Source organism: Rummeliibacillus pycnus (genome assembly GCF_050459865.1).
Lineage (GTDB): Bacteria > Bacillota > Bacilli > Bacillales_A > Planococcaceae > Rummeliibacillus > Rummeliibacillus pycnus_B.
Genome location: NZ_JBCMNM010000066.1, coordinates 1 through 24,003, shown reverse-complemented (window position 1 = coordinate 24,003; position 24,003 = coordinate 1). Strand labels below are relative to the sequence as shown.

23 protein-coding genes are annotated in these 24,003 nt (G+C 34.9%); 20 read left to right on the top strand and 3 right to left on the bottom strand.

The window, feature by feature from the left end; all coding sequences use genetic code 11:
- Positions 1–104: 104 nt before the first annotated feature.
- The 3 genes from ABE048_RS13790 to ABE048_RS13780 all read left to right on the top strand — a co-directional run bounded on the left by ABE048_RS13790 (position 105) and on the right by ABE048_RS13780 (position 3,708).
- Entirely contained in the window at positions 105–752 is a 648-nt protein-coding gene (locus ABE048_RS13790) for a helix-hairpin-helix domain-containing protein (protein ID WP_430311836.1), read from the top strand.
- 77 nt (positions 753–829) lie between these two features.
- On the top strand, positions 830–1,411 hold the full coding sequence (locus ABE048_RS13785; protein ID WP_403095742.1) for a ComE operon protein 2: 582 nt from the start codon (positions 830–832) through the stop codon (positions 1,409–1,411).
- A gap of 50 nt (positions 1,412–1,461) precedes the next feature.
- A complete protein-coding gene (locus ABE048_RS13780) occupies positions 1,462–3,708 on the top strand; it encodes a DNA internalization-related competence protein ComEC/Rec2 (RefSeq protein WP_430311835.1) in 2,247 nt (748 codons plus the stop codon).
- Between the two features lie 22 nt (positions 3,709–3,730).
- Here ABE048_RS13780 and ABE048_RS13775 read toward each other — a convergent pair whose 3' ends face one another.
- Positions 3,731–3,865, bottom strand: a complete 135-nt coding sequence (locus tag ABE048_RS13775; RefSeq protein ID WP_397539384.1) for a YqzM family protein — start codon at positions 3,863–3,865, stop codon at positions 3,731–3,733.
- A gap of 165 nt (positions 3,866–4,030) precedes the next feature.
- On the opposite strand from ABE048_RS13775, the gene holA reads away from it, so the two are divergent.
- On the top strand, positions 4,031–5,041 hold the full coding sequence (gene holA, locus ABE048_RS13770; RefSeq protein ID WP_430311834.1) for a DNA polymerase III subunit delta: 1,011 nt from the start codon (positions 4,031–4,033) through the stop codon (positions 5,039–5,041).
- Between the two features lie 360 nt (positions 5,042–5,401).
- On the opposite strand, the gene rpsT is transcribed toward holA, so the two are convergent.
- Complete coding sequence (rpsT, locus tag ABE048_RS13765; RefSeq protein ID WP_430311833.1) at positions 5,402–5,650, bottom strand: 30S ribosomal protein S20; 249 nt, start codon at positions 5,648–5,650, stop codon at positions 5,402–5,404.
- A 162-nt stretch (positions 5,651–5,812) separates the two neighbouring features.
- On the opposite strand from rpsT, the gene gpr reads away from it, so the two are divergent.
- The 15 genes from gpr (at position 5,813) to ABE048_RS13690 (ending at position 22,383) form a co-directional block, all read left to right on the top strand.
- The gene (gpr, locus tag ABE048_RS13760; RefSeq protein ID WP_430311832.1) at positions 5,813–6,820 is read left to right on the top strand and encodes a GPR endopeptidase; all 1,008 of its coding nucleotides are present in this window, start codon (positions 5,813–5,815) and stop codon (positions 6,818–6,820) included.
- 52 nt (positions 6,821–6,872) lie between these two features.
- The gene (spoIIP, locus tag ABE048_RS13755; RefSeq protein WP_430311831.1) at positions 6,873–7,706 is read left to right on the top strand and encodes a stage II sporulation protein P; all 834 of its coding nucleotides are present in this window, start codon (positions 6,873–6,875) and stop codon (positions 7,704–7,706) included.
- A 60-nt stretch (positions 7,707–7,766) separates the two neighbouring features.
- The gene (gene lepA, locus ABE048_RS13750) at positions 7,767–9,602 is read left to right on the top strand and encodes a translation elongation factor 4 (RefSeq protein ID WP_430311830.1); all 1,836 of its coding nucleotides are present in this window, start codon (positions 7,767–7,769) and stop codon (positions 9,600–9,602) included.
- A gap of 281 nt (positions 9,603–9,883) precedes the next feature.
- Complete coding sequence (locus ABE048_RS13745; RefSeq protein WP_430311829.1) at positions 9,884–10,033, top strand: hypothetical protein; 150 nt, start codon at positions 9,884–9,886, stop codon at positions 10,031–10,033.
- A gap of 148 nt (positions 10,034–10,181) precedes the next feature.
- Positions 10,182–10,412 (top strand): hypothetical protein, encoded by a 231-nt coding sequence (locus ABE048_RS13740; protein ID WP_430311828.1) that lies wholly within the window; start codon positions 10,182–10,184, stop codon positions 10,410–10,412.
- Positions 10,413–10,796: 384 nt separating this feature from the next.
- Positions 10,797–11,930, top strand: coding sequence for a radical SAM family heme chaperone HemW (hemW, locus tag ABE048_RS13735; RefSeq protein ID WP_430311827.1), 1,134 nt, complete (start codon positions 10,797–10,799; stop codon positions 11,928–11,930).
- 99 nt (positions 11,931–12,029) lie between these two features.
- Positions 12,030–13,055 (top strand): heat-inducible transcriptional repressor HrcA, encoded by a 1,026-nt coding sequence (gene hrcA, locus ABE048_RS13730; protein ID WP_430311826.1) that lies wholly within the window; start codon positions 12,030–12,032, stop codon positions 13,053–13,055.
- Positions 13,056–13,081: 26 nt separating this feature from the next.
- Positions 13,082–13,654: a nucleotide exchange factor GrpE gene (gene grpE / locus ABE048_RS13725; protein ID WP_430311825.1), complete on the top strand. Its 573-nt coding sequence runs from the start codon at positions 13,082–13,084 to the stop codon at positions 13,652–13,654.
- 43 nt (positions 13,655–13,697) lie between these two features.
- Positions 13,698–15,527: a molecular chaperone DnaK gene (gene dnaK / locus ABE048_RS13720; protein ID WP_430311824.1), complete on the top strand. Its 1,830-nt coding sequence runs from the start codon at positions 13,698–13,700 to the stop codon at positions 15,525–15,527.
- A 414-nt stretch (positions 15,528–15,941) separates the two neighbouring features.
- A complete protein-coding gene (dnaJ, locus tag ABE048_RS13715) occupies positions 15,942–17,063 on the top strand; it encodes a molecular chaperone DnaJ (protein ID WP_430311823.1) in 1,122 nt (373 codons plus the stop codon).
- 18 nt (positions 17,064–17,081) lie between these two features.
- Positions 17,082–18,020: a 50S ribosomal protein L11 methyltransferase gene (prmA, locus tag ABE048_RS13710; RefSeq protein ID WP_430311822.1), complete on the top strand. Its 939-nt coding sequence runs from the start codon at positions 17,082–17,084 to the stop codon at positions 18,018–18,020.
- Positions 18,021–18,037: 17 nt separating this feature from the next.
- The gene (locus ABE048_RS13705) at positions 18,038–18,775 is read left to right on the top strand and encodes a 16S rRNA (uracil(1498)-N(3))-methyltransferase (protein WP_430311821.1); all 738 of its coding nucleotides are present in this window, start codon (positions 18,038–18,040) and stop codon (positions 18,773–18,775) included.
- 15 nt (positions 18,776–18,790) lie between these two features.
- Positions 18,791–20,125 (top strand): tRNA (N(6)-L-threonylcarbamoyladenosine(37)-C(2))-methylthiotransferase MtaB, encoded by a 1,335-nt coding sequence (gene mtaB / locus ABE048_RS13700; protein ID WP_430311820.1) that lies wholly within the window; start codon positions 18,791–18,793, stop codon positions 20,123–20,125.
- Between the two features lie 84 nt (positions 20,126–20,209).
- Positions 20,210–21,085: an N-acetylmuramoyl-L-alanine amidase family protein gene (locus ABE048_RS13695; protein ID WP_430311819.1), complete on the top strand. Its 876-nt coding sequence runs from the start codon at positions 20,210–20,212 to the stop codon at positions 21,083–21,085.
- 539 nt (positions 21,086–21,624) lie between these two features.
- Positions 21,625–22,383, top strand: coding sequence for a halocin C8 precursor-like protein (locus ABE048_RS13690; protein ID WP_430311818.1), 759 nt, complete (start codon positions 21,625–21,627; stop codon positions 22,381–22,383).
- A gap of 199 nt (positions 22,384–22,582) precedes the next feature.
- Here the strand turns inward: ABE048_RS13690 and ABE048_RS13685 are convergent, their stop codons facing one another.
- Positions 22,583–23,224: a hypothetical protein gene (locus ABE048_RS13685; RefSeq protein ID WP_430311817.1), complete on the bottom strand. Its 642-nt coding sequence runs from the start codon at positions 23,222–23,224 to the stop codon at positions 22,583–22,585.
- Between the two features lie 260 nt (positions 23,225–23,484).
- Between ABE048_RS13685 and ABE048_RS13680 the strand changes: the two genes are divergently transcribed.
- The gene (locus ABE048_RS13680; RefSeq protein WP_430311816.1) at positions 23,485–23,907 is read left to right on the top strand and encodes a hypothetical protein; all 423 of its coding nucleotides are present in this window, start codon (positions 23,485–23,487) and stop codon (positions 23,905–23,907) included.
- Positions 23,908–24,003 lie beyond the last annotated feature (96 nt).

Below are 24,003 nucleotides of genomic sequence, written 5' to 3'. Positions count from 1 at the left end.
ATATTGGAATTAGCTTCGTATAATTTGCCTTCTGATCAGAAAGGATGTGCGAGCTAATTCCTTCTTTTTTGAAGAAAAATTACAAAAAGTATGGAATCCCCATTGTGATACTTGTTTTATGTATTAGCTTTTTTTATTTCTCCAAACAATCGTCCACCCCCCCACAGGACGAACTATTCTCTAAAATCCCAAATGATAAACAACTTCCTATTGAATACTCTGAAACAAAAACAGATGCAGAGCACAAAAACGTTGCAAAGGAAGGTATGGTGGTAGCAACCTCTATTATGGTAGATGTCAAAGGGGCGGTCAAAAACCCAGGTGTTTACCAACTCGATGCAGATAGTCGTGTAATTGATGCGATCTTGCTTGCAGGAGGTTATGCAAAAAATGCCCAATCGCGACAGATTAATCATGCACAAAAACTTCAAGATGAAATGGTCATTTATGTTCCACAAAAAGGTGAAGAGGTAGAAGAAGTTCTTGCAGATGTTTCTACTGAAACATCAACTTCTTTACCATCAACTCATGGTGTAGCAACGAATACTTCAAAATCAGATTTAGTTAATATTAATACTGCAGATGAATCGGGCCTTACAACGTTGAATGGAGTTGGACCATCTAAAGCTCAAGCAATTATTGCTTATCGAACAGAAAATGGTCCATTTAAAACTATTGAAGATATAAAAAATGTCAAAGGTATTGGTGAAAAGACGTTTGAATCTTTAAAAGATTTTCTAACAGTACAGTAATTAGCTATATTGACTGTTGAAAAAGATGAAGTCTATATCTAAACTGATAGAAGAAGATCTATTCAGGAGGCATTTATATGGAGCGTATTACATGGAACCAATTTTTTATGGCACAAAGCCATTTGCTAGCTTTAAGAAGTACTTGTACAAGACTATCAGTAGGTGCAACAATTGTTCGTGATAAACGGATTATAGCTGGAGGATATAATGGCTCGATTTCTGGTGATGATCATTGCATTGATAAAGGATGCTATGTTGTCGATAACCATTGTGTTCGTACAGTACATGCAGAAGTAAATGCATTATTACAATGCGCAAAATATGGTACACCGACAAATGGTGCAGATTTATATGTTAGCCATTTCCCATGCTTACCTTGCACAAAATCAATTATTCAAGCAGGGATCAAAAACTTATACTATGCAACTGACTACAAGAATAATCCATATGCTGTTGAATTGTTAGAACAAGCAGGTGTAAATATCGTGCATGTTCCATTCGATGAACGAAAAATTGACTTTTTAAGTAATGAGAAAATTGCACTTTATGTAGATTTATTGGCAAAGCTTCGCGAACATGGTGCCACACTTGAGGAATTGGAACCATATGAACAGAAGGTGGAGGAACTATTCGGTCTATCAACATTAGACATAAAATAATTTACATTGCTCTAGTAATATTACTAGCCTCTGTAGCAGCACATCTAAATATGTGGCTACTTGGCCTAATAATCCCTTATAGTCTCTTTTTATGGTGGAAAAAAGAACCCAATTGGATGATTGCAGCTCTTGTAATCATCTCTTTTTCTACCTACTTCTATACCTCACAAACACTACATCATAGAGAACACCCCATACCAAAAGAAACAACTTTAATCTGGACAGATACTTATACAATTAATGGCTCAAAGTTAAGAGGATTTGCAAAGCTTGAAACTGGTGAAAAAGTATATGCAGTCCAAACATTTCGATCACAGCATGAAAAAGAAAAGTACGAACAATCCTCTTTAAGTGGCATAAAATTTCAAGTAAAAGGGAAATTAGTACAGCCTACCTTACCAGCTCATCAATATGCATTTTCAATGGAAAATTATATCAAAAGTCATGCAGCTCAAGGAATCTATGAAATCGAACAAGCGACATATATTAAAAGAGAAAAAACACTTTCTGCTAGTTTAGCAGAACAAAGATTTCGTATAAAAAAACATATTGAGAAGACTTTTCCTGAAAGCCTTGTTGCAGAAGCACAGTCATTAATCATTGGTGAACAAGAAAATGTGGATCAAGATTTAAATAGAGCCTATCAAAAACTCGGTATAACCCATTTGTTTGCCATTTCAGGGCTTCATGTGGCGCTAGTATCAGTATTAATCTATGAATTGTTATTAAGGCTCCATATAAGGCGAGAGCATGCTACTTTCGTTATTATGATTACATTACCTATCTATGCATGTATTGCAGGAGGAGCACCTTCTGTTTGGCGTTCTGTAATCGTTGTAGAAATGGTGATGTTTTGTAAAGTATTCTTATCAAATCTATCAATTGATGATGCATTAGCATTAAGCTTTATTGTATTCGTTTTATATCAACCTAGTATCATTTTTCAAATAGGATTTCAGCTTTCTTATTTAGCAACAGTTGCGCTTGTTTTTTCGAACGCTATTTTACAGTCAACACAAAACTCAATACTTAAATCCTTATATATAACAACGGTTTGTCAATTGTTAGTATATCCTCTTCTCATCTATCACTTTTTTGAATTAAGTTTATCATCATTTTTGGCTAATATTATCTTTGTTCCGCTTTTTTCATTAATCATACTACCAATTAATATCGTTTTATTCGTTTTGACTACCGTATGTCTACCACTTGCACAATTATTATTCTTTATATATGAACCTTTAAGAATGCTTGTTACAAAGAGCATTATGTGGTTACAAGCAATTCCATATCAAATGTGGGTGACTGGAAGGCCAAGTGTAATCATATGTTGCCTAGCGTTTATTGGTGTTTTAGTGGCATTTGTATGTATTGAGAAAAGGCATTATATAATGGCCACATTCTGTATCTTGATTCCTGCGATTGTAATTCACATTGCACCTAGTTTGCATAAGGATGTTCGCATTACCTTTTTAAATGTGGGACAAGGAGATTGTGTAGTAATTGAGCTACCCTATCGTAAAAAGGTTTACGTTGTCGATACAGGGGGTCTACTACGTTTTAATCAGGAACAGTGGAAACAATCGAAAACAGAATACGAGGTTGGACGGAGAATTGTTGTACCTTATTTAAAAGGGAGAGGGATTCGGGAAGTTGATACACTGTTGATGACCCATGCAGATGCTGATCATGTAGAAGGAGCAGAAGAAGTGATGGAAGAAATTAGAGTGAATGAGATTCACATTTCTCCAAGCTCATGGGAGAAGTCTGTTATGCTTGACGTGATAGACTTGGTGAAAAAAGAAAGGATACCAGTGAAAGAGAAAATGGCAAACGAGAAGTGGCGAGAAGGTGATGTCTATTTTGAATATTTATCTCCAACAGACACTCATTATGAAGGGAATAATGATTCGCTAGTCCTATTGCTAAGGTATGGGGCTTTTAAATTACTGTTAACTGGTGATTTAGAAGAGGAAGGGGAATTACAATTAGTAAAAAATAATACACAATCGATAGAGAATTTGACGATATTAAAGGCTGGTCATCATGGTAGTAAAACATCGAGTGCAGTGCCTTTTTTGGAAACAACGAATCCTAAACTTACCATTTTTTCTACTGGGCTTAACAATCGATACGGTCATCCGAATAAAGAAGTTGTTGAGCGGTATAATAGTTTGAAATTACCAACGCTGAATACGGCAGAAGTAGGATCAATAGAGGTAAATGTAACAAAAGAAAGGTGGCAAATTATGACCACCTACCAATTAATAGAAATGAAAAAAGCTTTGTCCAAATGACAAAGCTTTTTCGGGTAGACGCTTACAGATTAACGTAGTCAATTACAGTTGCGATAATGAACATAAGTGCGAAGAATACGAATGATACGCCGAAGCCTACGCCTGAATCAAGAGCGTCATTTCTTTTACATTGTACATCTTTTTCAAATGGATTCATTGATATCCCTCCTAATTCGTATTAATTATAAAGTAACGCCTAGAAAAAAGCTATATTGAATGAAGATTTTAACATCTTCAGCTAACTTTGACACAATTTGTACATACTCGCAGATTGTAAAAAATGAATGTATACTAAATATAGTGTAGTGCTAGGAGGAAGAACATGTTTTCAAAATTATGGAATGAAATTCAAAAAGGAAAAATAACACCCGTTTATTTATTAGCTGGGCTAGAATCCTATTTTATAGATGAAACGATTAGACGTATTAAAACAAAGCTTGAAGAAGAAGGAGAACTCGAGACGATCACAATCGATCTCGATGAACAGCCAGTTGACTTTGTGATTGATGAGTCCGATACGATTCCTTTCTTCTCTAGCAAGAAATTAATCATTGCTAAGAACGCCTCTTTTTTGAAGGCAACAGATAAGACAAAAGAAAAGATTAATCATGATTTGACTAGACTTGCAAAATGGCTTGAATTTCCTTCAGACACGTCTGTAACTATTTTTATTGCACCATATGAAAAATTAGATGAACGTAAAAAGGTTACTAAGCAAATGAAAGAGCATGCTGAGTATATGCTTGCAGAAACGCCAAAAGAGCATGATTTAGCCGTTTGGGTGCAAAATGAGGTATCAGCTCAGGGAAAAACAATTAATGATGAAGCAACATCCAAACTAGTCGAGTTGGTTGGAATGGATATGTTACATTTACGATCAGAAATTGAGAAAATTTGTTTATATCTTGGCGGGGAATCGAATATAACCGTCTCATTAGTAGAAGAATTAGTGGCCAAAACCTTAGAACAAGATGCATTTAAAATGCTTAATGCTTATATGCGTAATGATGTGTCAGAGGCGTTGTCGATTTATCATGATTTAATACGCCAAAAGCAAGAGCCTATTATGCTCGTTGCACTGTTAGCTTCTCAAATTCGTTTAATGTCTAATGTCTATTATTTACTGACTAAGGGATATCATCCTCAACAAATTTCGAAACAATTAAAAGTTAATCCTTATCGAGTGAAAAGAATTGTGGAGGATCGTCGCAAAGTTTCTGATGAGTCTTTGCTAAAGGCATTGTATGGGTTAAGTGAAGTGGACTTGAAATTAAAATCAATGGGGGGGAGACGTGAGAGATTTTTGGAACTATTTCTCATGAAACCTTTATAGGGTTTACATAAGTGAGATTTAGATATTGTTGTAAATATTGAAATCTAGCTAAATCTCTAATAAACGTTAGCAAATAAAAATATTTAGCATTTTAATATGTATACAAACTTGAAGCTATTGCGTAGCAGGAGCTAGAATAAATCTCTAACTTAATATTGCTTGAAAGATAAAAAGCAGATGGTAAAGAAGTTCAGTAAAGAATTTCTAATTAGCCATCTGCTTATTTTATTCTTTCTTAAAGTTGATTTTCCAAAATATATATTTATTCTTCCATTTATCTCTTTTAAAAAATATATAGAATAAAATCAGCAAACAAAAAAAGACTAGAGAAAATCTCTAGTCTTTTTGAATCCTATTGGATTAAGCTTTTTTCATTAAACGAGCTTTTTGACGAGAAGCTGCGTTTTTGTGGATTAAGCCTTTAGAAGCTGCTTTGTCTAATGATTTAACAGCAACACTTAAAAGTTCTTTTGCGTTTTCATCTTTTGCAACTAATGCAGCATCAGCTTTTTTCACAGCAGTACGCATAGCAGATTTTACTTGTGCGTTTTGTGCGTTTGCAGTAGCGTTAGTTTTTACGCGTTTGATTGCAGATTTAATGTTTGGCATTAACGTTCACCTCCTAGAAAGGATCGAGATGAGTAAATTCTCAACTGTTTATGTGTCTATACAACAAGCATCATTATAGCAAAATCCTAATAGAAAAATCAAGAGTGAAATGCAAAGAATATTTACTTGACACAATGTACAAACTAGGAAAGAGGTGAGAAAATGGAAAATTTCCAATGGTCAACAACAGACCTAGTAGATGAAACAGAGGCATATATTAATCATAAGACAGAAGAAGAACGTGCAACATTAAGGGAATCTAATGGCATAGACATACAAGAGAATTGGGAGGAAATCGTTAAAGTAACACAAGTTACGGTTTCTAAAGAAGGTGAAGAGCATATTGGGAAAAAAGAGGGTACTTATGTCACATTATCAGTTCCATCCTTAGAAGCTTACGATCAAGAGGGACTTGAAATTTTTGAAGAAAATATAATTAAAGTGCTTCAAAAATTACATTCCAAGGATCAACTAGAAAGAGTTCTTATTATCGGTCTAGGAAATCGTACGATTACACCAGATGCAATCGGGCCATTGACCATTGAGCAATTGCATAACCAAGATATAATGATTCAAGATAATTGCATCATTTACGCCCCTGGTGTCACAGCGCAGACAGGATACGAGACAAGTGAATTCGTAAAGGCACTTGCTGATAATATTAAACCTTCTTTAATTGTGATTATTGATGCCCTAGCAACGAATTCAAGTGATAGATTGTGTAAAACCGTACAAATTACCAATACCGGAATTCAACCAGGAGCTGGAGTAGGTAATGCAAGAAAAGAAATTTCTGAAGAAACAATGGGATGTGCCGTAACTGCAATTGGATTACCAACAGTAGTAGATGGTCCAGTATTAATAACAGATGCGGTAGAATCTTTATTTAAATATATTTCAGCAAAAATATCAGAAGGTAAGAGACCTTCATCAGCCTTATCTGTTTCATCCTATTCGGTAGATGAAAATACACCAATATTAACAGAGGCATTATTGCCGATTTTTGGCGAATGGGTGAAGTGGGATAAAGATGAACGCCTTCAACTTTTCCAAGAAGCATTAACTGGACAACAACGTCTTTTTGTTACACCTAAAAATATTGATGATTGGGTTTCGGCCTATGTTAATATGCTCGCAAGTGTCTGTACAAAATGGTTGAGTGCTTCTTAGAGGTTCTAAATAATATCCTTTCTCCATAAAGTAACAGGAGGAGGGATATAGGATGCAAAAACGGCAAAGACGATGGAAATATAGTGTTTTATTCTTAGCAATCTTTTTTTCACTACCTATAATTGCAGCGAAAATCCCGCTTTGGGATGAACCAAAACCAATTATTGAAACAACAAAGCAGGATACCAAAATTGTCTATGCAGCAAACAAAACAGTCGCGACGAAACTTTCGGAGAAAAAAACTACGACTTCTTTTAAAACCTTGATTTATTTTACGCACTCACATGAAGCTTATTATCCCATGTTAAAAAAACGGAATGAAACCATCACTGTCAATCATGATACGGAGAATGTTCAATCATTGGGTGACACATTTGTCAACCACTTCAAACAAAACAAAATTGAAACAGATATTCTAAATGTAGATACCATGAAGGTGATGAAGCAGCAGAATTTGGTTTATTATCAGGCATATGATGCAGTCCGTCCTTATGTGAAAAAACAGATTGAACAACATGATTATGATTTAATCATGGATATTCATAGAGATTCTTCAGGAAGGGAAATTACAACCACAACGTACAAAGGCTCCCCTTATGCTAGAATGGCATTCGTTATTGGGGGTAAAAATAGTCGATATCAAGCAAACGAGTCCTATGCTGAACGACTATCAAAAAAATTAAACAGTCTAGTTCCTGGTATATCAAGAGGTGTAATTAAAAAAACAGGTGCCGGGGTAAATGGAATTTATAACCAGGATCTGTCTAACAATATTATTTTGATTGAACTTGGTGGAGTGGAGAATAGTGAAGAAGAATTAAACCGCTCCATTGCGATATTAGCAAGAGCAATAGAGGAAGCGTTTGTAGAACCTACATCATCCTAACATTGCAATATAATGCGAATCACTGCTATAATTCTAGTAGTTTAATTAGGAGTGGAACGCATGAACCGAGAAGAATTGATCAAACGTCAAGAACATATACGAAATTTCTCTATTATCGCTCATATTGACCACGGTAAATCAACGTTAGCTGACCGTATTTTAGAGAAAACAAATGCATTAACTGCACGTGAAATGAAAGAACAACTTCTAGATTCCATGGATTTAGAAAGAGAACGTGGAATTACGATTAAATTAAATGCTGTTCAATTAAATTACACAGCAAAAAATGGCGAAACTTACATTTTACATCTAATCGATACTCCAGGACATGTCGATTTCACATATGAAGTTTCAAGAAGCTTAGCTGCTTGTGAAGGAGCAATTTTAGTTGTTGACGCAGCGCAAGGGATTGAGGCACAGACCTTAGCAAACGTTTACCTTGCTTTAGATAATAACCTTGAAATTTTACCAGTCATCAATAAAATTGACCTTCCTTCAGCTGATCCAGAACGTGTTCGTGGAGAAATAGAAGATGTAATTGGTTTAGATGCTTCAGAAGCTGTGTTAGCTTCAGCAAAAGCTGGTATTGGTATTGAAGATATTTTAGAAGAAATTGTAGAAAAAGTACCTGCACCACTTGGTGATCCTGAAGCACCATTACAAGCACTTATCTTTGACTCTGTTTACGATGCATATCGCGGTGTTATTACTTCTATTCGAATTGTTGAAGGTACAGTTAAGCCAGGAGACAAGATTCGAATGATGGCAACAGGCGCTGAATTCGAAGTCATCGAAGTGGGTGTACATACACCGAAAATTACACCAACTAAATTTTTGACAGTCGGTGATGTTGGGTATTTAACAGCGTCTATCAAAAACGTAGGTGATACACGTGTTGGGGATACAATTACATTTGCTAATAATCCAGCTACAGAAGCACTTCCTGGCTATCGAAAGTTAAACCCAATGGTATATTGCGGATTATATCCAATTGATACAGCTAAATACAACGATTTACGAGATGCACTTGAAAAACTAGAGCTTAATGATTCAGCATTGCAATATGAACCTGAGACATCACAAGCACTTGGTTTTGGTTTCCGTTGTGGATTCTTAGGATTACTTCATATGGAAATAATTCAAGAACGTATTGAGCGCGAATTTAATATCGATTTAATCACAACAGCACCAAGTGTTATCTATCATGTACACATGACAGATGGTGAAGAAGTTAAAGTGGACAACCCATCGATGATGCCAGAACCACAAAAAATCGATCGTATTGAAGAGCCTTATGTAAAAGCGAATATTATGGTGCCAAATGATTATGTAGGTGCTGTAATGGAAATTTGCCAACGTAAACGTGGTAACTTTTTAACAATGGATTATATCGATACAACTCGTGTGAATATTTTCTATGAAATTCCGCTTTCTGAAATTGTTTATGATTTCTTTGACCAGCTAAAATCTAGTACAAAAGGATATGCATCATTTGACTATGAATTGATTGGATACAAACCATCGAACCTAGTGAAGATGGATATCTTGTTAAATGCAGAGCAAGTCGATGCTTTAAGCTTTATCGTACACAAAGACTTTGCTTACGAACGAGGTAAGGTAATTGTTGAAAAACTAAAAGAATTAATCCCACGTCAACAATTCGAAGTGCCAGTACAGGCAGCTATTGGCCAAAAAATAGTTGCACGTTCAACCATCAAAGCAATGCGTAAAAACGTACTTGCAAAATGTTATGGTGGGGATATCTCTCGTAAACGTAAACTTCTTGAAAAACAAAAAGAAGGTAAAAAACGTATGAAACAAGTGGGTTCCGTTGAAGTACCTCAAGAAGCATTCATGGCGGTACTGAAAATGGATGACGATCAACCTAAGAAATAAAAAAATGAATCCATTTCATAATGCAAAAATTTAATAATAAGAAGAAGAGCTAAAAGTGGCTCTTCTTTTTATTTTGTTTATACTTTGCAAATTATTGTACTTACAATGAAAAAGTAATATTCATAGTTCTATTGTTTTTAATGTTACTAAAAACTAAAGATGTCTTTTGTATAATAGTTTTGTTAAATTATGTATAAAATATGTATGAAAAGTAATTATTTATTGCGTATTTTGCTTTTAACTATTAAAATGGTAATAATTGATTTAGAGGAAGTGGTATTTTGGCATATAAAGAGGACATTGAATGTCTAGAACGATTGATGAAATCAATCGAAGATAAGCTTGGGGCTTTTGAATGCCATATCACTCATATGCAAAATAAATTAGAAGAACTAGAAGAGCAAAAACTTCAATTTAAGAGAGCTATATAAGTAGGGAAAGAAGGAAGCGTTTTATCACGTTTCCTTTTTTTGTTGAGAAGCGGAACAACTATGATGGTGAAAATTTTCCATAATTAGACACTTTATCTACTTTTATCTCAAATTTGAATATGAAATAATAGATATGGAGGCGATAACCATGAAAAATCTTGAAAAAATAAAAAACAAGCATCAATGTTTTAATTGTGGTCATGAATTTGAATGGAAAGCTGTTTATTTCAATCCACCAATCACGCCAAATACAGTAAATGCGGCACGTGAAATGGAAGGCAATATTGCAAAAGTTATTTTTACATCAAAAGGTGTAATGGAGATTGAAGTAGCTTGTGATGAGTGCTTTAACTTAAATCGATTTACATATTCAAAATAATAATGTCCAAAGCCGTATGTAATAAAGCATACGGTTTTTTTATAGCCATTTAAGGAAACCAGGCCTAAACATTATGTTAGTAGCTTTGTAGAGAAATGGTGAGATGTTTTCAATTGGATCCGTTCAATACTTTTATGGGCTTGATGGTTCATCATCTTCTAGAATAATTCATGACATTTTGATAATAGAGAGAAATACATTAAACTATACCTAATATCAATTTGTATGAATTTAACGTGCAGTAAGACCCCCACCTCAAAATTTGAGAGAGAAGCGAAGAAGAAAGGTGGCAGATAACTGCTCGTAAAAGCCCGATTGGTTCAACTAACCATCAGTGCTCCTCCACTGATGAAAGTTTCACTTAATATGAAAGAAGGTTTTAGATTGGCTAGAGGTATTTATATCCATATTCCGTTTTGCCATCAGATTTGCAACTATTGCGATTTCAACAAAGTATTTTTTAAAAATCAGCCAGTCGATGAATATATTGAATCCTTAGGCGAAGAAATGCGCTTATGGACTCGTGATCATGATTTTTCAAACATTGAAACAATTTTTTTAGGCGGTGGTACTCCCACATCATTATCACCAAAACAATTGAATAGACTATTAGAGTTAATAAGTATGTATATACCAAAGGAACATGTCACAGAATTTACATCAGAAGCTAATCCTGATGAATTGACAAAAGAAAAGCTAGAAGTGCTGTATAACGGCGGTGTCAATCGTCTTAGCTTAGGTGTACAGGCCTTTCAAGAAGATTTATTGAAAAAATTAGGTAGAACTCATTCTAACGAACATGTTTTCAATACAATTGAAGAGGCTAAGAAAACTGGATTTGAAAATATTAGTATAGACTTAATGTATGGATTGCCTGGACAAACTATGCAACAGTGGAAGGAAACATTGAACATTGCATTTTCACTGCAGCTACCACATTATTCAGCCTATTCTTTAATTGTCGAACCAAAAACCATTTTTTATAACTTAATGGCGAAAAGAAAGCTTCGTTTACCGGGCGAGGATTTAGAAGCTGAAATGTATGATGTACTAATGCAACAAATGGAGCTTCATGGTTTACATCAATATGAAATAAGTAATTTTAGTAAAGAAGGATATTCTTCAATCCATAATCGCATTTATTGGGATAATGACGAATATGCAGGGTTTGGTGCTGGTGCCCATGGTTATATTAAGGGTACTCGTTATTCAAACCACGGCCCATTAAAAAAATACATGTCAGCAATCACAAATGGGGAAAAACCGTTTCATGAAACACATATTGAAACAAAACAGGAAAGAATAGAAGAAGAGCTATTTTTAGGATTACGGAAAACAGCTGGTGTTAGTAAAAAATATTTTTATGAAAAATTCAACTGTACTATTGAAAGTGTTTATGAAAAACAATTGCAAGATCTATTAGAAAAAGGTCTTATAGCAATGGAAGAAGATTATATAAAACTAACTAGGAATGGTCGTTTTGTAGGGAATGAAGTATTTGAAGAATTTTTACTATAAACCTATGCATTTCCGTTGACATCATTTTATAGAGGTGATAAATTAATAATTGCATTAGCACTCCTCTGTGATGAGTGCTAACAACGAGAGGTGATGATCATGCTAACAAATCGACAGTTGCAAATTTTGCAAGTAATCATAGATGACTTCATAGCGACAGCACAACCTGTGGGATCTCGCCAAATTGCGAAGAAGGAAGGCATGACCTTTAGTGCAGCTACAATTCGAAATGAAATGGCCGATCTAGAGGAATTGGGTTTCCTAGAAAAAACCCATACTTCTTCAGGAAGAGTACCTTCAGAAAAAGGCTATCGATTTTATGTAGATCATTTGTTAAAGCCTCAAGTTATTACTACTCAAGATATCAAAACCATCCAATCCGTATTCCAAGATCGGATGATGGAGACGGAACAGGTTATTCGTCAATCTGCTGATATTTTATCGGATTTGACCACTTACACTTCCATTATTTTGGGTCCAGATGTTCAGCTTCATAAAGTTAAACAATTTTCAATTGTTGCTTTAACAGCTGACTCAGCCGTGGCTATTATCGTTACAGATAACGGCCATGTTGAAAATCGCCTAATCTCTATTCCTAGGAATTTTTCACCATCGGATATTGAGAAAGTTGTTAATATTTTAAATGAACGACTTGTAGGGGTTCCGCTTGAGCAGCTTCATAGAAAGCTTGAGCAAGAGGCAACGGCAGTGATTAAACAGCATTTAGGCACTTTTGATGGTTTACTTTCGTCAATCTTTGATATCAATAGGTATCAAGGAGAAGGTAAAATATTCTATGGTGGTAAGACGAATATGCTTAACCAACCAGAATTTCATGACTTAAACAAAGTTCGGATGCTTATGGAATTAATGGAGAAAACGAGTCAAATTCAATCGATTTTTCCATTACATGAATCGGGAATTCATATCCGAATAGGCTCTGAAAACCACCATATAGCAATGGAAGATTGCAGCGTTATTACGGCATCTTATTCAGTTGGTGAAGAGCAAAAAGGATCTATTGCTATCATCGGTCCTACTCGAATGGATTACAAACGAGTAGTTTCTATATTAGATTTCATGAGTAATGGTTTATCAAGCCAATTTACAAAACGAAATAAGTAGAGACCGACATTAGAGGAGGATGACAATTGTCTCAATCAAAAGAAGAAAAAGAACAATTAGTTGAAAATGAAGAAACTATCGAAGATACGTCGGTAGAAGAAACAACTGAAAATGAAGAAACAGTTGAAGAAATCGAAAAAGAAGATGATCGAGACGAACTAGCGCTATTAAAAGAAAAGCTAGAAAATGAGGAAGAACGTTTTATACGTCTACGCGCTGATTTTGACAATTTAAAACGTCGCAATCAAATTGACCGTGTAGCACAAGAAAAATATCGTGCACAAAAATTACTAACAGAATTACTTCCTGTATTAGATAATTTTGAACGTGCATTACAAGTTGAGGCAACAACGGAAGATGCTAAGTCGATGAAACAAGGAATCGAAATGGTATACCGTTCATTAATAGAAGCAACAAAAAATGAAGGCTTAGAACCTATTGCAACAGAGGATGCTTCTTTTGATCCAAATATTCATCATGCTGTAATGCAAGAAAATGATGAAACAAAAGAAGCTGGAATTGTCTTACAAGAATTGCAAAAAGGTTATATGCTTAAAGATCGTGTACTACGACCAGCAATGGTTAAAGTTAATGAATAAAACACATCATAAAATGATGAGTGAAATCTAGGAGGAAAATGAAATGAGTAAAATTATTGGTATTGACTTAGGTACAACTAACTCTTGCGTATCTGTATTAGAAGGTGGCGAACCAGTAGTAATCGCAAACAAAGAAGGTGCTCGTACAACTCCATCTGTTGTAGCATTTAAAAATGGCGAACGTCAAGTTGGTGAAGTGGCTAAACGTCAATCAATTACAAACCCAAATACAATTATTTCTATTAAACGTCATATGGGTACTGACTATAAAGTAAAAGTTGAAGATAAAGAATATACTCCACAAGAAGTTTCAGCAATGATTCTTACACACTTAAAAGAATATGCTGAAGATTACCTTGGAGAAAAAGTAACAAAAGCAGTTATTACTGTTCCTGCTTATTTCAACGATGCAGAACGTCAAGCTACTAAAGATGCTGGTAAAATCGCAGGTCTTGAAGTTGAACGTATTATCAACGAACCAACTGCTGCAGCTCTAGCATATGGTTTAGAAAAAATGGATCAAGATCAAAAAGTATTAGTATTTGACCTTGGTGGTGGTACATTCGACGTATCTATTCTTGAACTAGGTGATGGCGTATTTGAAGTACTTGCAACTGCTGGTGATAACCGTCTTGGTGGCGATGACTTTGACCAAAAAATTATCGATTATTTAGTAGCAGAATTCAAAAAAGAAAATGGCATCGATTTATCACAAGATAAAATGGCATTACAACGTTTAAAAGATGCAGCTGAAAAAGCGAAAAAAGAATTATCTGGTGTAACAACTGCACAAATCTCATTACCATTTATTACTGCAGGTGAAGCTGGTCCATTACACTTAGAAGTATCACTTTCTCGTGCTAAATTCAACGAAATCACAGCTGATTTAGTAGAACGCACTATGGTACCAACTCGTCAAGCTCTATCTGATGCAGGTCTATCAGCTTCTGAAATTGACCAAGTTATCTTAGTGGGTGGTTCAACTCGTATTCCAGCTGTACAAGAAGCTGTTAAAAAAGCAACTGGTAAAGAACCACATAAAGGTGTTAACCCTGATGAAGTAGTAGCAATGGGTGCTGCTGTACAAGGTGGCGTACTTACTGGTGACGTTAAAGACGTAGTACTTCTTGACGTAACTCCATTATCACTAGGTATTGAAACTATGGGTGGCGTGTTCACAAAGTTAATCGATCGTAACACTACTATCCCAACATCTAAATCACAAGTATTCTCAACAGCTGCAGATAACCAACCTGCTGTAGACATTCACGTACTACAAGGTGAACGTTCAATGGCTGCTGACAACAAAACTTTAGGTCGTTTCCAATTAACAGATATCCCTGCTGCACCACGTGGTATCCCTCAAATCGAAGTAACATTCGATATTGATAAGAATGGTATCGTTAACGTAAAAGCAAAAGACCTAGGTACTCAAAAAGAACAAAACATTACAATCCAATCTGATTCAGGTTTATCTGAAGATGATATCGATCGTATGGTAAAAGAAGCGGAAGCAAATGCTGAAGCTGATAAAAAACGTAAAGAAGAAGTTGATCTTAAAAACGAAGCAGATCAATTAGTCTTCCAAGTAGACAAAACAATCACTGATTTAGGCGAACAAATTACTGAAGATGAAAAGAAATCAGTAACTGATGCAAAAGAAGAATTACAAAAAGCTCTTGAAGCTGGTGAAATCGAAGGCATTAAATCAGCTAAAGAAAAACTTGAAGGTATTCTTCAACCATTAGTGATGAAAGTTTACCAACAAGCTGCTGAAGCACAACAAGCTCAAGCTGGTGCAGAAGGTCAAGCTACAGGCAAAAAAGACGATGGTGTAGTTGACGCAGATTTCACAGAAGTTAACGATAAATAATACTGCTGAACGCGCCTGGTTTTAGAAGATAGGCAAATAAGCGATATCGTGTCGTAACAGTTATCTGTAACTAAAGTCAGATATCCATCGTTATCGAGAAATAATAAAAAGCCAAAGACCGCTCTCGGGCTTTGGCTTTTTATATTAATACACTGATAGATGATATTTTTGATTTTTTTAATACATCTCACCTAGGGAATCGTTAAAGGCGACCGACCTCTATCAAAACTGATGTAATATTAATAGTAATGTTACACAAAGCCTTTATAAAAAGAGGATGGCGTTTGATTAGAACTAAAAACAGCCTCAAACAAGATAGAATTTAAAGAAAAGACTACTCGCAAAATATTACTTTTGCCATATTATCGATACATGATACAATATAAATTATGTGAAAAGAGCGGAGTGTGGAAGATGGAAAAACGCGATTATTATGAAGTCTTGGGGATTGAAAAATCAGCATCTCAAGACGAAATCAAAAAAGCATATCGAAAGCTATCAAAAAAATACCATCCTGATTTAAACAAAGAACCAGGAGCAGAAGAAAAATTTAAAGAAATCGCTGAGGCATACGAAGTGTTAAGTGACGACCAAAAACGTGCTCGTTACGACCAATTTGGTCATCAAGATCCAAATCAAGGCTTCGGTGGCTTCGGAGGCGCTGAAGGTTTCGGTGGATTTGAGGATATCTTTAGTTCATTCTTTGGTGGTGGCGGTAGAACTCGTCGCGATCCAAATGCCCCTCGCAAAGGTGATGATCTTCAATACCGAATGACGATTAGTTTTGAAGAAGCAGTGTTCGGTAAAGAAAAAGAAATTGAAATTCCACGTGAAGAAACATGTGATACTTGTCATGGTAATGGTGCAAAACCAGGTACATCTAAAGAAACATGTTCATACTGTAATGGTTCAGGTCAAACGTCTGAAACAATTAATACACCATTTGGTCAAATGGTTAACCGTCGCACATGTAATCATTGTCAAGGAACTGGGCAAATTATTAAAGAAAAATGTTCAACATGTCATGGTGCAGGCACAATTAAGAAACGTAAAAAAATCAAAGTCAATATCCCAGCAGGTGTAGATGATGGTCAACAATTACGCTTAAGTGGTCAAGGTGAAGCTGGTGTAAACGGAGGTCCATCTGGTGACTTATATATCGTATTCCATGTTCGAGCAAGTGAACAATTTGAACGAGATGGTGATGATATCTATTTAGAATTACCAATTACATTCCCACAAGCTGCTTTAGGTGATGAAATTGAAGTACCAACAATTCATGGTAAAGTAAAAATGAAAATCCCGGCAGGTACGCAATCAGGTGAACGTTTCCGCTTGAAGGCTAAAGGGGTTAAAAACGTCCATGGTTATGGTAATGGTGACCAACATGTCATCGTTCAAATCAAAACACCTAAAAAATTGACTGAAAAACAAAAAGAATTATTACGAGAATTTGCTAGTATCTCTGGTGATATCCCAGAAGAACAAAGTAGTTCATTAATAGACAAATTAAAGAAAAAATTTAAAGGTGAATAATTAGAGGAGTGATTGCAAGTGAAATGGTCGGAGTTATCCATCCATACAACAAACGAAGCTGTAGAACCTATCTCAAATATTTTGCATGAGGCAGGAGCAAGTGGAGTCGTTATTGAAGATTCAGAAGATCTATTCAAAATAAGAGAAAATGTATTCGGTGAAATTTACGAATTAGATCCAATAGATTTCCCAATAGATGGTGTAATAGTAAAAGCCTATTTACCTGTCACAAGCTTTTTAGGTGAAACAGTAGAAGAAATTAAACTTGCAATCACTAATCTTATTAATTTCGATATTAATATTGGGGCCAATGAAGTATCTATTAGTGAAATAAACGAAGAAGAATGGTCTACTGCATGGAAAAAATACTACCATCCAGTGAAGATTTCTAACCGTTTTACTATCGTCCCAACATGGGAAATATACAATCCAGTTGATAGTGATGAACTAATCATTGAGTTAGATCCAGGAATGGCATTTGGTACTGGAACGCATCCCACAACTGTTATGAGTTTACAAGCATTAGAAAAATATGTAACAAAAGATTCTACTGTCACTGATGTAGGTACTGGTTCAGGTGTATTAGCTATTGGAGCTGCTATGCTTGGAGCAAAACATGTTCATGCACTTGATCTGGATGAAGTAGCAGTACAATCGGCAAAAATAAATGTAAAACTTAACAAAGTTCAAGATCATATTGAAGTTGTTCAAGGAAACTTACTTGATTCGGTAAAAGAGCCTGCTGATATTGTTGTAGCGAATATATTAGCGGAAATCATTATGACTTTTACGGATGATGCTTATACTGTTGTTAAACCAGGTGGATATTTTATCACTTCAGGAATTATTGAAGCAAAAAAAGAGGATGTTAAAGCATCTCTTGAAAGTGCAGGTTTCATTATTGATGAAGTAATGATGATGGAAGACTGGGTAACAATAATCTCTCGTAAAGCCTAAACTAATGGAGTGTACTCATGCAACGATATTTTATCAATGAATCATTCGACAATGAATTAGCCATCATCAGCGGAGATGATGCTCACCATATTTCGAAAGTCATGCGTATGCGTTCCGGCGATGAAATTATCGTCGTACATAATGGGGAAGCGACTATTTGTGAAATTGCAAAACTTACAGATGAGGGCGTACATGTGCAAAAAACAAAATGTACGCTACCATCTTCTGAGCTTCCAATCGATGTAACGATCGCATGTGGATTACCAAAAGGTGATAAATTAGAATTAATCGTCCAAAAATCAACCGAATTAGGGATGCACTCATTTATTCCTTTTGAAGCAGAACGTTCGATTGTAAAATGGGACTATAAAAAAGGTAAAAAGAAACAAGAACGTTTGCAAAAAATTGCTAAAGAAGCTGCGGAACAGTCACATCGTACACATATCCCAACTATTGAAGAGCCTATTAGTTTCAAAAAACTCTTACAAGAAGTGGAAAACTATGATGTTGTCTTCCTAGCGGATGAAGAAGATGCCAAACAAGAAGTACGTACAAGATTTGCTGAACAACTAAAAAAGGTGTATGATTATAAATCAATGCTTGTCATCTTCGGGCCAGAAGGCGGAATCGATCGCGAAGAGGCAAAAGCTCTTAAACAATTAGGATGTCAGTGTATATCGCTAGGACCTAGAATATTACGAGCGGAAACAGCACCTTTCTATGTGCTTTCTGCTATTTCTTATGAATTTGAATGAAAGAGGTGAGCAGCCTTGTCTTCAGTGGCTTTTCACACACTTGGATGTAAAGTGAATCACTATGAAACAGAAGCAATTTGGCAACTGTTTAAAGATGAAGGTTATGAACGTAAAGAATTTGATCATCAAGCAGATGTATATGTCATTAATACATGTACTGTTACGAATACAGGTGATAAAAAAAGTCGCCAAGTCATTCGTCGTGCGATTCGTCAAAACCCAGATTCAGTAATTTGTGTTACAGGATGTTATGCCCAAACTTCTCCCGCAGAAATTATGGCAATCCCTGGTGTTGATATTGTTGTTGGTACACAAGATCGTCAAAAGATGCTTGGGTACATTGAACAATATAAGCAAGAACGTCAACCAATTAATGCAGTAAAAAATATCATGAAAAATAGAGTATATGAAGAGTTAGATGTACCATACTTCACAGACCGTACACGGGCTTCATTGAAAATTCAAGAAGGTTGTAATAACTTCTGTACTTTTTGTATTATCCCATGGGCACGTGGGCTAATGCGTTCACGTGACCCAAAAGAAGTTGTTCACCAAGCGCAACAACTTGTTGATGCTGGGTATTTAGAAATCGTTTTAACTGGGATCCATACTGGTGGTTATGGACAAGACTTAAAAGATTATAACTTAGCACAACTTCTTCGTGATATTGAAACTAATGTAAAAGGTCTAAAACGTCTACGCATTAGTTCGATTGAAGCAAGTCAATTAACTGATGAAGTTATTGAAGTGTTACGTGACTCTAAAGTTGTAGTAAATCACTTACACATTCCAATTCAATCTGGTTCTGACACCGTTTTAAAACGTATGCGTCGTAAATATACAATGGAATTCTTCGGTGAACGTTTAGATCGTTTACGCGAAGTGTTACCTGATCTTGCTGTAACATCTGACGTAATCGTTGGTTTCCCAGGTGAAACTGAAGAAGAATTTATGGAAACTTATAACTTTATTGCGAAACATAAATTTGCAGAACTACATGTATTCCCATTCTCAAAACGAACAGGAACTCCTGCAGCTCGTATGGAAGATCAAGTTGACGAAGAAGTAAAAAATGAACGTGTGCATCGTTTATTAACTTTAAATGATCAACTTGCGAAAGAGTATGCTTCGAAATTTGAAGATCAAGTTCTAGAAGTAATTCCAGAAGAAGTGATTAAAGAAGGCGAAGAAGCTGGCTTACTTACTGGCTATACTGCTAACTATTTGAAAATTGTATTCGAAGGTACTGAGGATATGATTGGTAATATAGTGAAAGTTAAAATTGACAAAGCAGGTTATCCACATTCACGCGCCCAATTCGTTCGTGTTATAGATATTGTTAATGTATAATTTTAGAATATGTCAAAAAGCCTAGCGACCAAAGCTAGGCTTGTTTGCTATAGTTATAAGTAACAACGAATTGAGGCGATGTAGATGAAAAAATTGACACTATCATTAATTATTATGACGCTCTTTGTCTCAAGTGTTATTTTGATAGTCAATCATCAAACAAATCAAGGACTATTAAATAATAGTGATAGAAACCATTTGAATACGATTGATTCTACCAATGAAATAGCTAGCAAAAAGCAAAAAAATCAAAACAGCGTGATAGGAACAGCTACAAAGAAAAATACGAAAGAAAATACTCCAAAAAACACCAATAAGGAGCAGAAAACTAAAAAAATAGTTATCACTATTGACCCTGGCCATCAACAGCGTGCAAATATTGAGCAGGAACCAGTTGCACCGGGATCATCGGAAACTAAGTATAAAGCTACCGTTGGTTCATTGGGAGTTGTTACGAAAAAACCAGAATACGCTATTACATTAGAATTTTCTAAAATGCTCCAAAAAGATTTAAAGAAAAAAGGTTATCAAGTAGTCTTGACTCGGAACTCAAATGACGTCGATCTATCCAATCGTGATCGCGCTAAAATAGCGAACAAAAATCATTCAGAGTTATTCATCCGAGTACATGCGGATGGCGCAGAAAATCCTAATGCAAAAGGATTTTCTATAATAACACCTTCTAATAATAATCCATACACAAAAGGAGTATTTAAAGAAAGCCAGAAGGCATCCAAAACGATTGTACAACATGTTGGGAAAGAGTTTCCTCTCTATCAAAATGGGATAAGTTATCGAGCAGATTTATCAGGATTTAACTGGTCAAAAGTACCTGTTATATTATTGGAATTAGGTTATATCACCAACCCACAAGATGATCAAAATCTCTCGGATAAAAAATACTTAGAAAAATTAACAAGTTCCATTGCAAAAGGTGTAGAAAATTATTTACATGAATAGTGGATTGATTGAAAAGTTCCAAAAAAACGAATTGTTTTTTGGAACTTTTATTTTTTGATATTAATTCATCAACTAAAAGAAAAATGTAAATAACTTTTCCAGATTCAGATTTGGATGTTCCGCTACAGACCGGTTTTCCAAGGACTGTGCTTCAATCTCCTCATTGAAGGCAAAAAGCACCTTCTGTTACACCAGAAGGTGCTTTTTGCTGTAAATAAATAATCAGTAGCTATGTTCTCCAAACCATCTTCTAACTTGACGTCTTTTTTCTACTTGTAAAGAAGAACATTATTATTATTCCAACTAACAATCCGATTAATATACTCCAATTTATTGAATTTCCAGTGAAATAAAATGCTATAAAAAAGCCAACTAATATACCTAACACTATCCCTACAAGCATTTTTATATTCAGCATAAATAGAACCTCCTTTAAATATCTTTATTTGGTTATATTATACATTATCGGTTAATGAATATATAATATAATTGTTCCTATTTTTTGCAAAACAAAATCATATATTGAAAGGTGTGTTCATATGTCTAAAAAAGTTAAACAACGTTTTCTCATCTTATTTGCTTTTTTACTAGTTTGTATGCCTATTTTCAATGTATCAAATGCAATTGCAGCAGGAGAAAAATATTGTGACGGAAAGTGCTTAGAGACTCCTACTTCTAACGTAAGTGACAAAGAATTTAAAAATATTTTAAAAGACGTTAAAAAAACCAAAGAATATAAGGAATTTGCTAAGACAACAGTTATTAATAAATTAAAAGATAAAGATATAGTTATTAATACTACAGATACAGATACTAATGGTCACGAAGTAGCTACGGTTGGCTTTATAATTGGGGAGAAAATCCAATCGGATAATCTAGCTTATGTTGAATTAGTATATGATATAGAAAAAGAAGTAGTTAATACTTCTAAATTATTGTATGGATACAAAAAATCCGATAATTTGATCAACATCAGTATGATAGTTAATAATGAAAAGGCATTCTCAATGGATATTAATGAGAAAGGTGAAATTATAAATAAGGATGGTAATGTCATCTCACAAGATGATTTTTATGACCAAGCTGTCAAAGAAATGAAAAAAAATACTATCTCAACTTTGGGGTGGTGTGAATGGGCTGTAGGCGCATTATGTGGTGCTGGCGGGGGTGCCGCTTGTTGGGCTTTAGCAATTGCTCTAGGAATAACTACAGGTATTGGTGGATTTAGTTTAGCTACAGTCTGTGGTTTGATTGGTGCCCTAGGTTGTACAGCTGCAACAATAAAAATCTGCGGTTAAATTTTTCCAAAATAAAAATGGGAACATTTATATTAAAAAGATGATCTCTTGAAGATCATCTTTTTAATATAATTTCGTCTTACTTGGTTTCACAAAGAAAAATCCTCCATTGTTGCATCGACTTCATCTTCGGTCACCCCTATGTATTTCATGGTGATCGATGGTGCCGAGTGATTAAACAGTTGCTGCCCAACCCCTTTTAGTTTTTATATTGTTCTCTTTCAAAATTATCTTCTAGCTTTCCTGTTACTGCGTTGAACATTAAATAGATCATATTTTTCTTGGCCTTATCCCAACCGATAACCTGCACAATTGGAACGTTTTTTTTCAGGTGTTTAGTGAAACCAAAATTATATCCCTTAGCAAAAGTGTCCCCTGGATATATTTTGGTGGTTTTTAGTGCCACTTTTAGTAATTCAGGTGTATCATACTTAAAATCTTCAACCTTAGAAATAAATTGACTTTTAGGCATAGCTTCCATGCCATTAGGCACATGCACTTTATCTAGTACCTTTCCGTCTCGGATAGTTACTAGATAATAGTCTGTTTTACCTGGTATACCAAATTCGATGTTCCAATTTTTTCTTCTGCCGTCCATTCCTGTTGGCGCTTTATCCTTGTCAACACTAGTTCCACTATATAACATCGCTTCTTTATTCCATTTAATTGCTTCTTTATGGGCCATTTCAAGTGCTTCTTTTAATGTTAATCCCATTTCTATGTCGGGGACAAAAGCAACTTCTGATTTTATGTTCGAATTCTTCGTAGTATCTTGGTCTGTGCTTTGTTGATAACCAACTAAAAATACACAAATGAAAAGAAATAAAAATATTTTCTTCATTCATTCCTCCCTCCTTAGAAAATCAAATTTAGATGTTATAAGAATAAATTCTGTAATAGTTTAAAAATTCCCTTTATTTAAAAAATTAGCATTCCCTTTAAATTCTTTAAGGGCTGGTGAATGAGGGCCTCTTAGACTTTATCTTTATTTCGCATTCCACGCGAGCAACAAAGAAGGCCATAGCTGGCATAGTGTAAATAGCATTGCTGAATTCTTTGGTACAAAAACAAGAACTATTGATAACTGGATTAAAAATTTAGTTGAAATGGAACTCATTTATAGACAGAGAGACGGTAAGAAAACAACAACAACATTCTTATTACCAAGCAACTCTGTTAGAAGACTCTATAAGACAGAAAAACAAACTACAGAAAACCGAAAAAATGGTAGATTATTTTGTTAAACACCTTGAAAACGCTAAAAACGTATATGGTGATCTTGTTAGCGTATTACACGTTTTTCAATGGAAAAAAGCCGAAAAATTCGAAGGCAAAAGTAGACAAACTATCGCTTTTTTAACAAAAAGAAACAATGTTTATACGCATCACCTTTTACATTTAAATGAAAAACGAGAAGACTGTATTAAAGAAATAGAAATATATGAGCCTAAACATTTCATAAGTAATTTCAAATGGAATGATTCTACTATTTTAGGAATTGCATATCCAAACAAATCATCTTAAAAATATGAAAATTTATAATAAAAATCTTGTATAGCTATCTTTGTTGATGTGGAATTAGCGTAGACTCCTGCGGGAAAGCGAGACAGGTGAGACCCC

Excerpts from the sequence above, each read along its gene's own strand:
- lepA (WP_430311830.1), top strand. The coding sequence starts at position 7,767 with ATGAACCGAGAAGAATTGATCAAACGTCAAGAACATATACGAAATTTC.
- rpsT (WP_430311833.1), bottom strand. The coding sequence starts at position 5,650 with ATGCCAAACATTAAATCTGCAATCAAACGCGTAAAAACTAACGCTACT.
- gpr (WP_430311832.1), top strand. The coding sequence starts at position 5,813 with ATGGAAAATTTCCAATGGTCAACAACAGACCTAGTAGATGAAACAGAG.
- ABE048_RS13695 (WP_430311819.1), top strand. The coding sequence starts at position 20,210 with ATGAAAAAATTGACACTATCATTAATTATTATGACGCTCTTTGTCTCA.
- ABE048_RS13785 (WP_403095742.1), top strand. The coding sequence starts at position 830 with ATGGAGCGTATTACATGGAACCAATTTTTTATGGCACAAAGCCATTTG.
- ABE048_RS13780 (WP_430311835.1), top strand. The coding sequence starts at position 1,462 with ATGTGGCTACTTGGCCTAATAATCCCTTATAGTCTCTTTTTATGGTGG.
- ABE048_RS13775 (WP_397539384.1), bottom strand. The coding sequence starts at position 3,865 with ATGAATCCATTTGAAAAAGATGTACAATGTAAAAGAAATGACGCTCTT.
- ABE048_RS13690 (WP_430311818.1), top strand. The coding sequence starts at position 21,625 with ATGTCTAAAAAAGTTAAACAACGTTTTCTCATCTTATTTGCTTTTTTA.
- spoIIP (WP_430311831.1), top strand. The coding sequence starts at position 6,873 with ATGCAAAAACGGCAAAGACGATGGAAATATAGTGTTTTATTCTTAGCA.
- holA (WP_430311834.1), top strand. The coding sequence starts at position 4,031 with ATGTTTTCAAAATTATGGAATGAAATTCAAAAAGGAAAAATAACACCC.
- ABE048_RS13705 (WP_430311821.1), top strand. The coding sequence starts at position 18,038 with ATGCAACGATATTTTATCAATGAATCATTCGACAATGAATTAGCCATC.
- ABE048_RS13740 (WP_430311828.1), top strand. The coding sequence starts at position 10,182 with ATGAAAAATCTTGAAAAAATAAAAAACAAGCATCAATGTTTTAATTGT.
- dnaK (WP_430311824.1), top strand. The coding sequence starts at position 13,698 with ATGAGTAAAATTATTGGTATTGACTTAGGTACAACTAACTCTTGCGTA.
- hrcA (WP_430311826.1), top strand. The coding sequence starts at position 12,030 with ATGCTAACAAATCGACAGTTGCAAATTTTGCAAGTAATCATAGATGAC.
- ABE048_RS13685 (WP_430311817.1), bottom strand. The coding sequence starts at position 23,224 with ATGAAGAAAATATTTTTATTTCTTTTCATTTGTGTATTTTTAGTTGGT.
- dnaJ (WP_430311823.1), top strand. The coding sequence starts at position 15,942 with ATGGAAAAACGCGATTATTATGAAGTCTTGGGGATTGAAAAATCAGCA.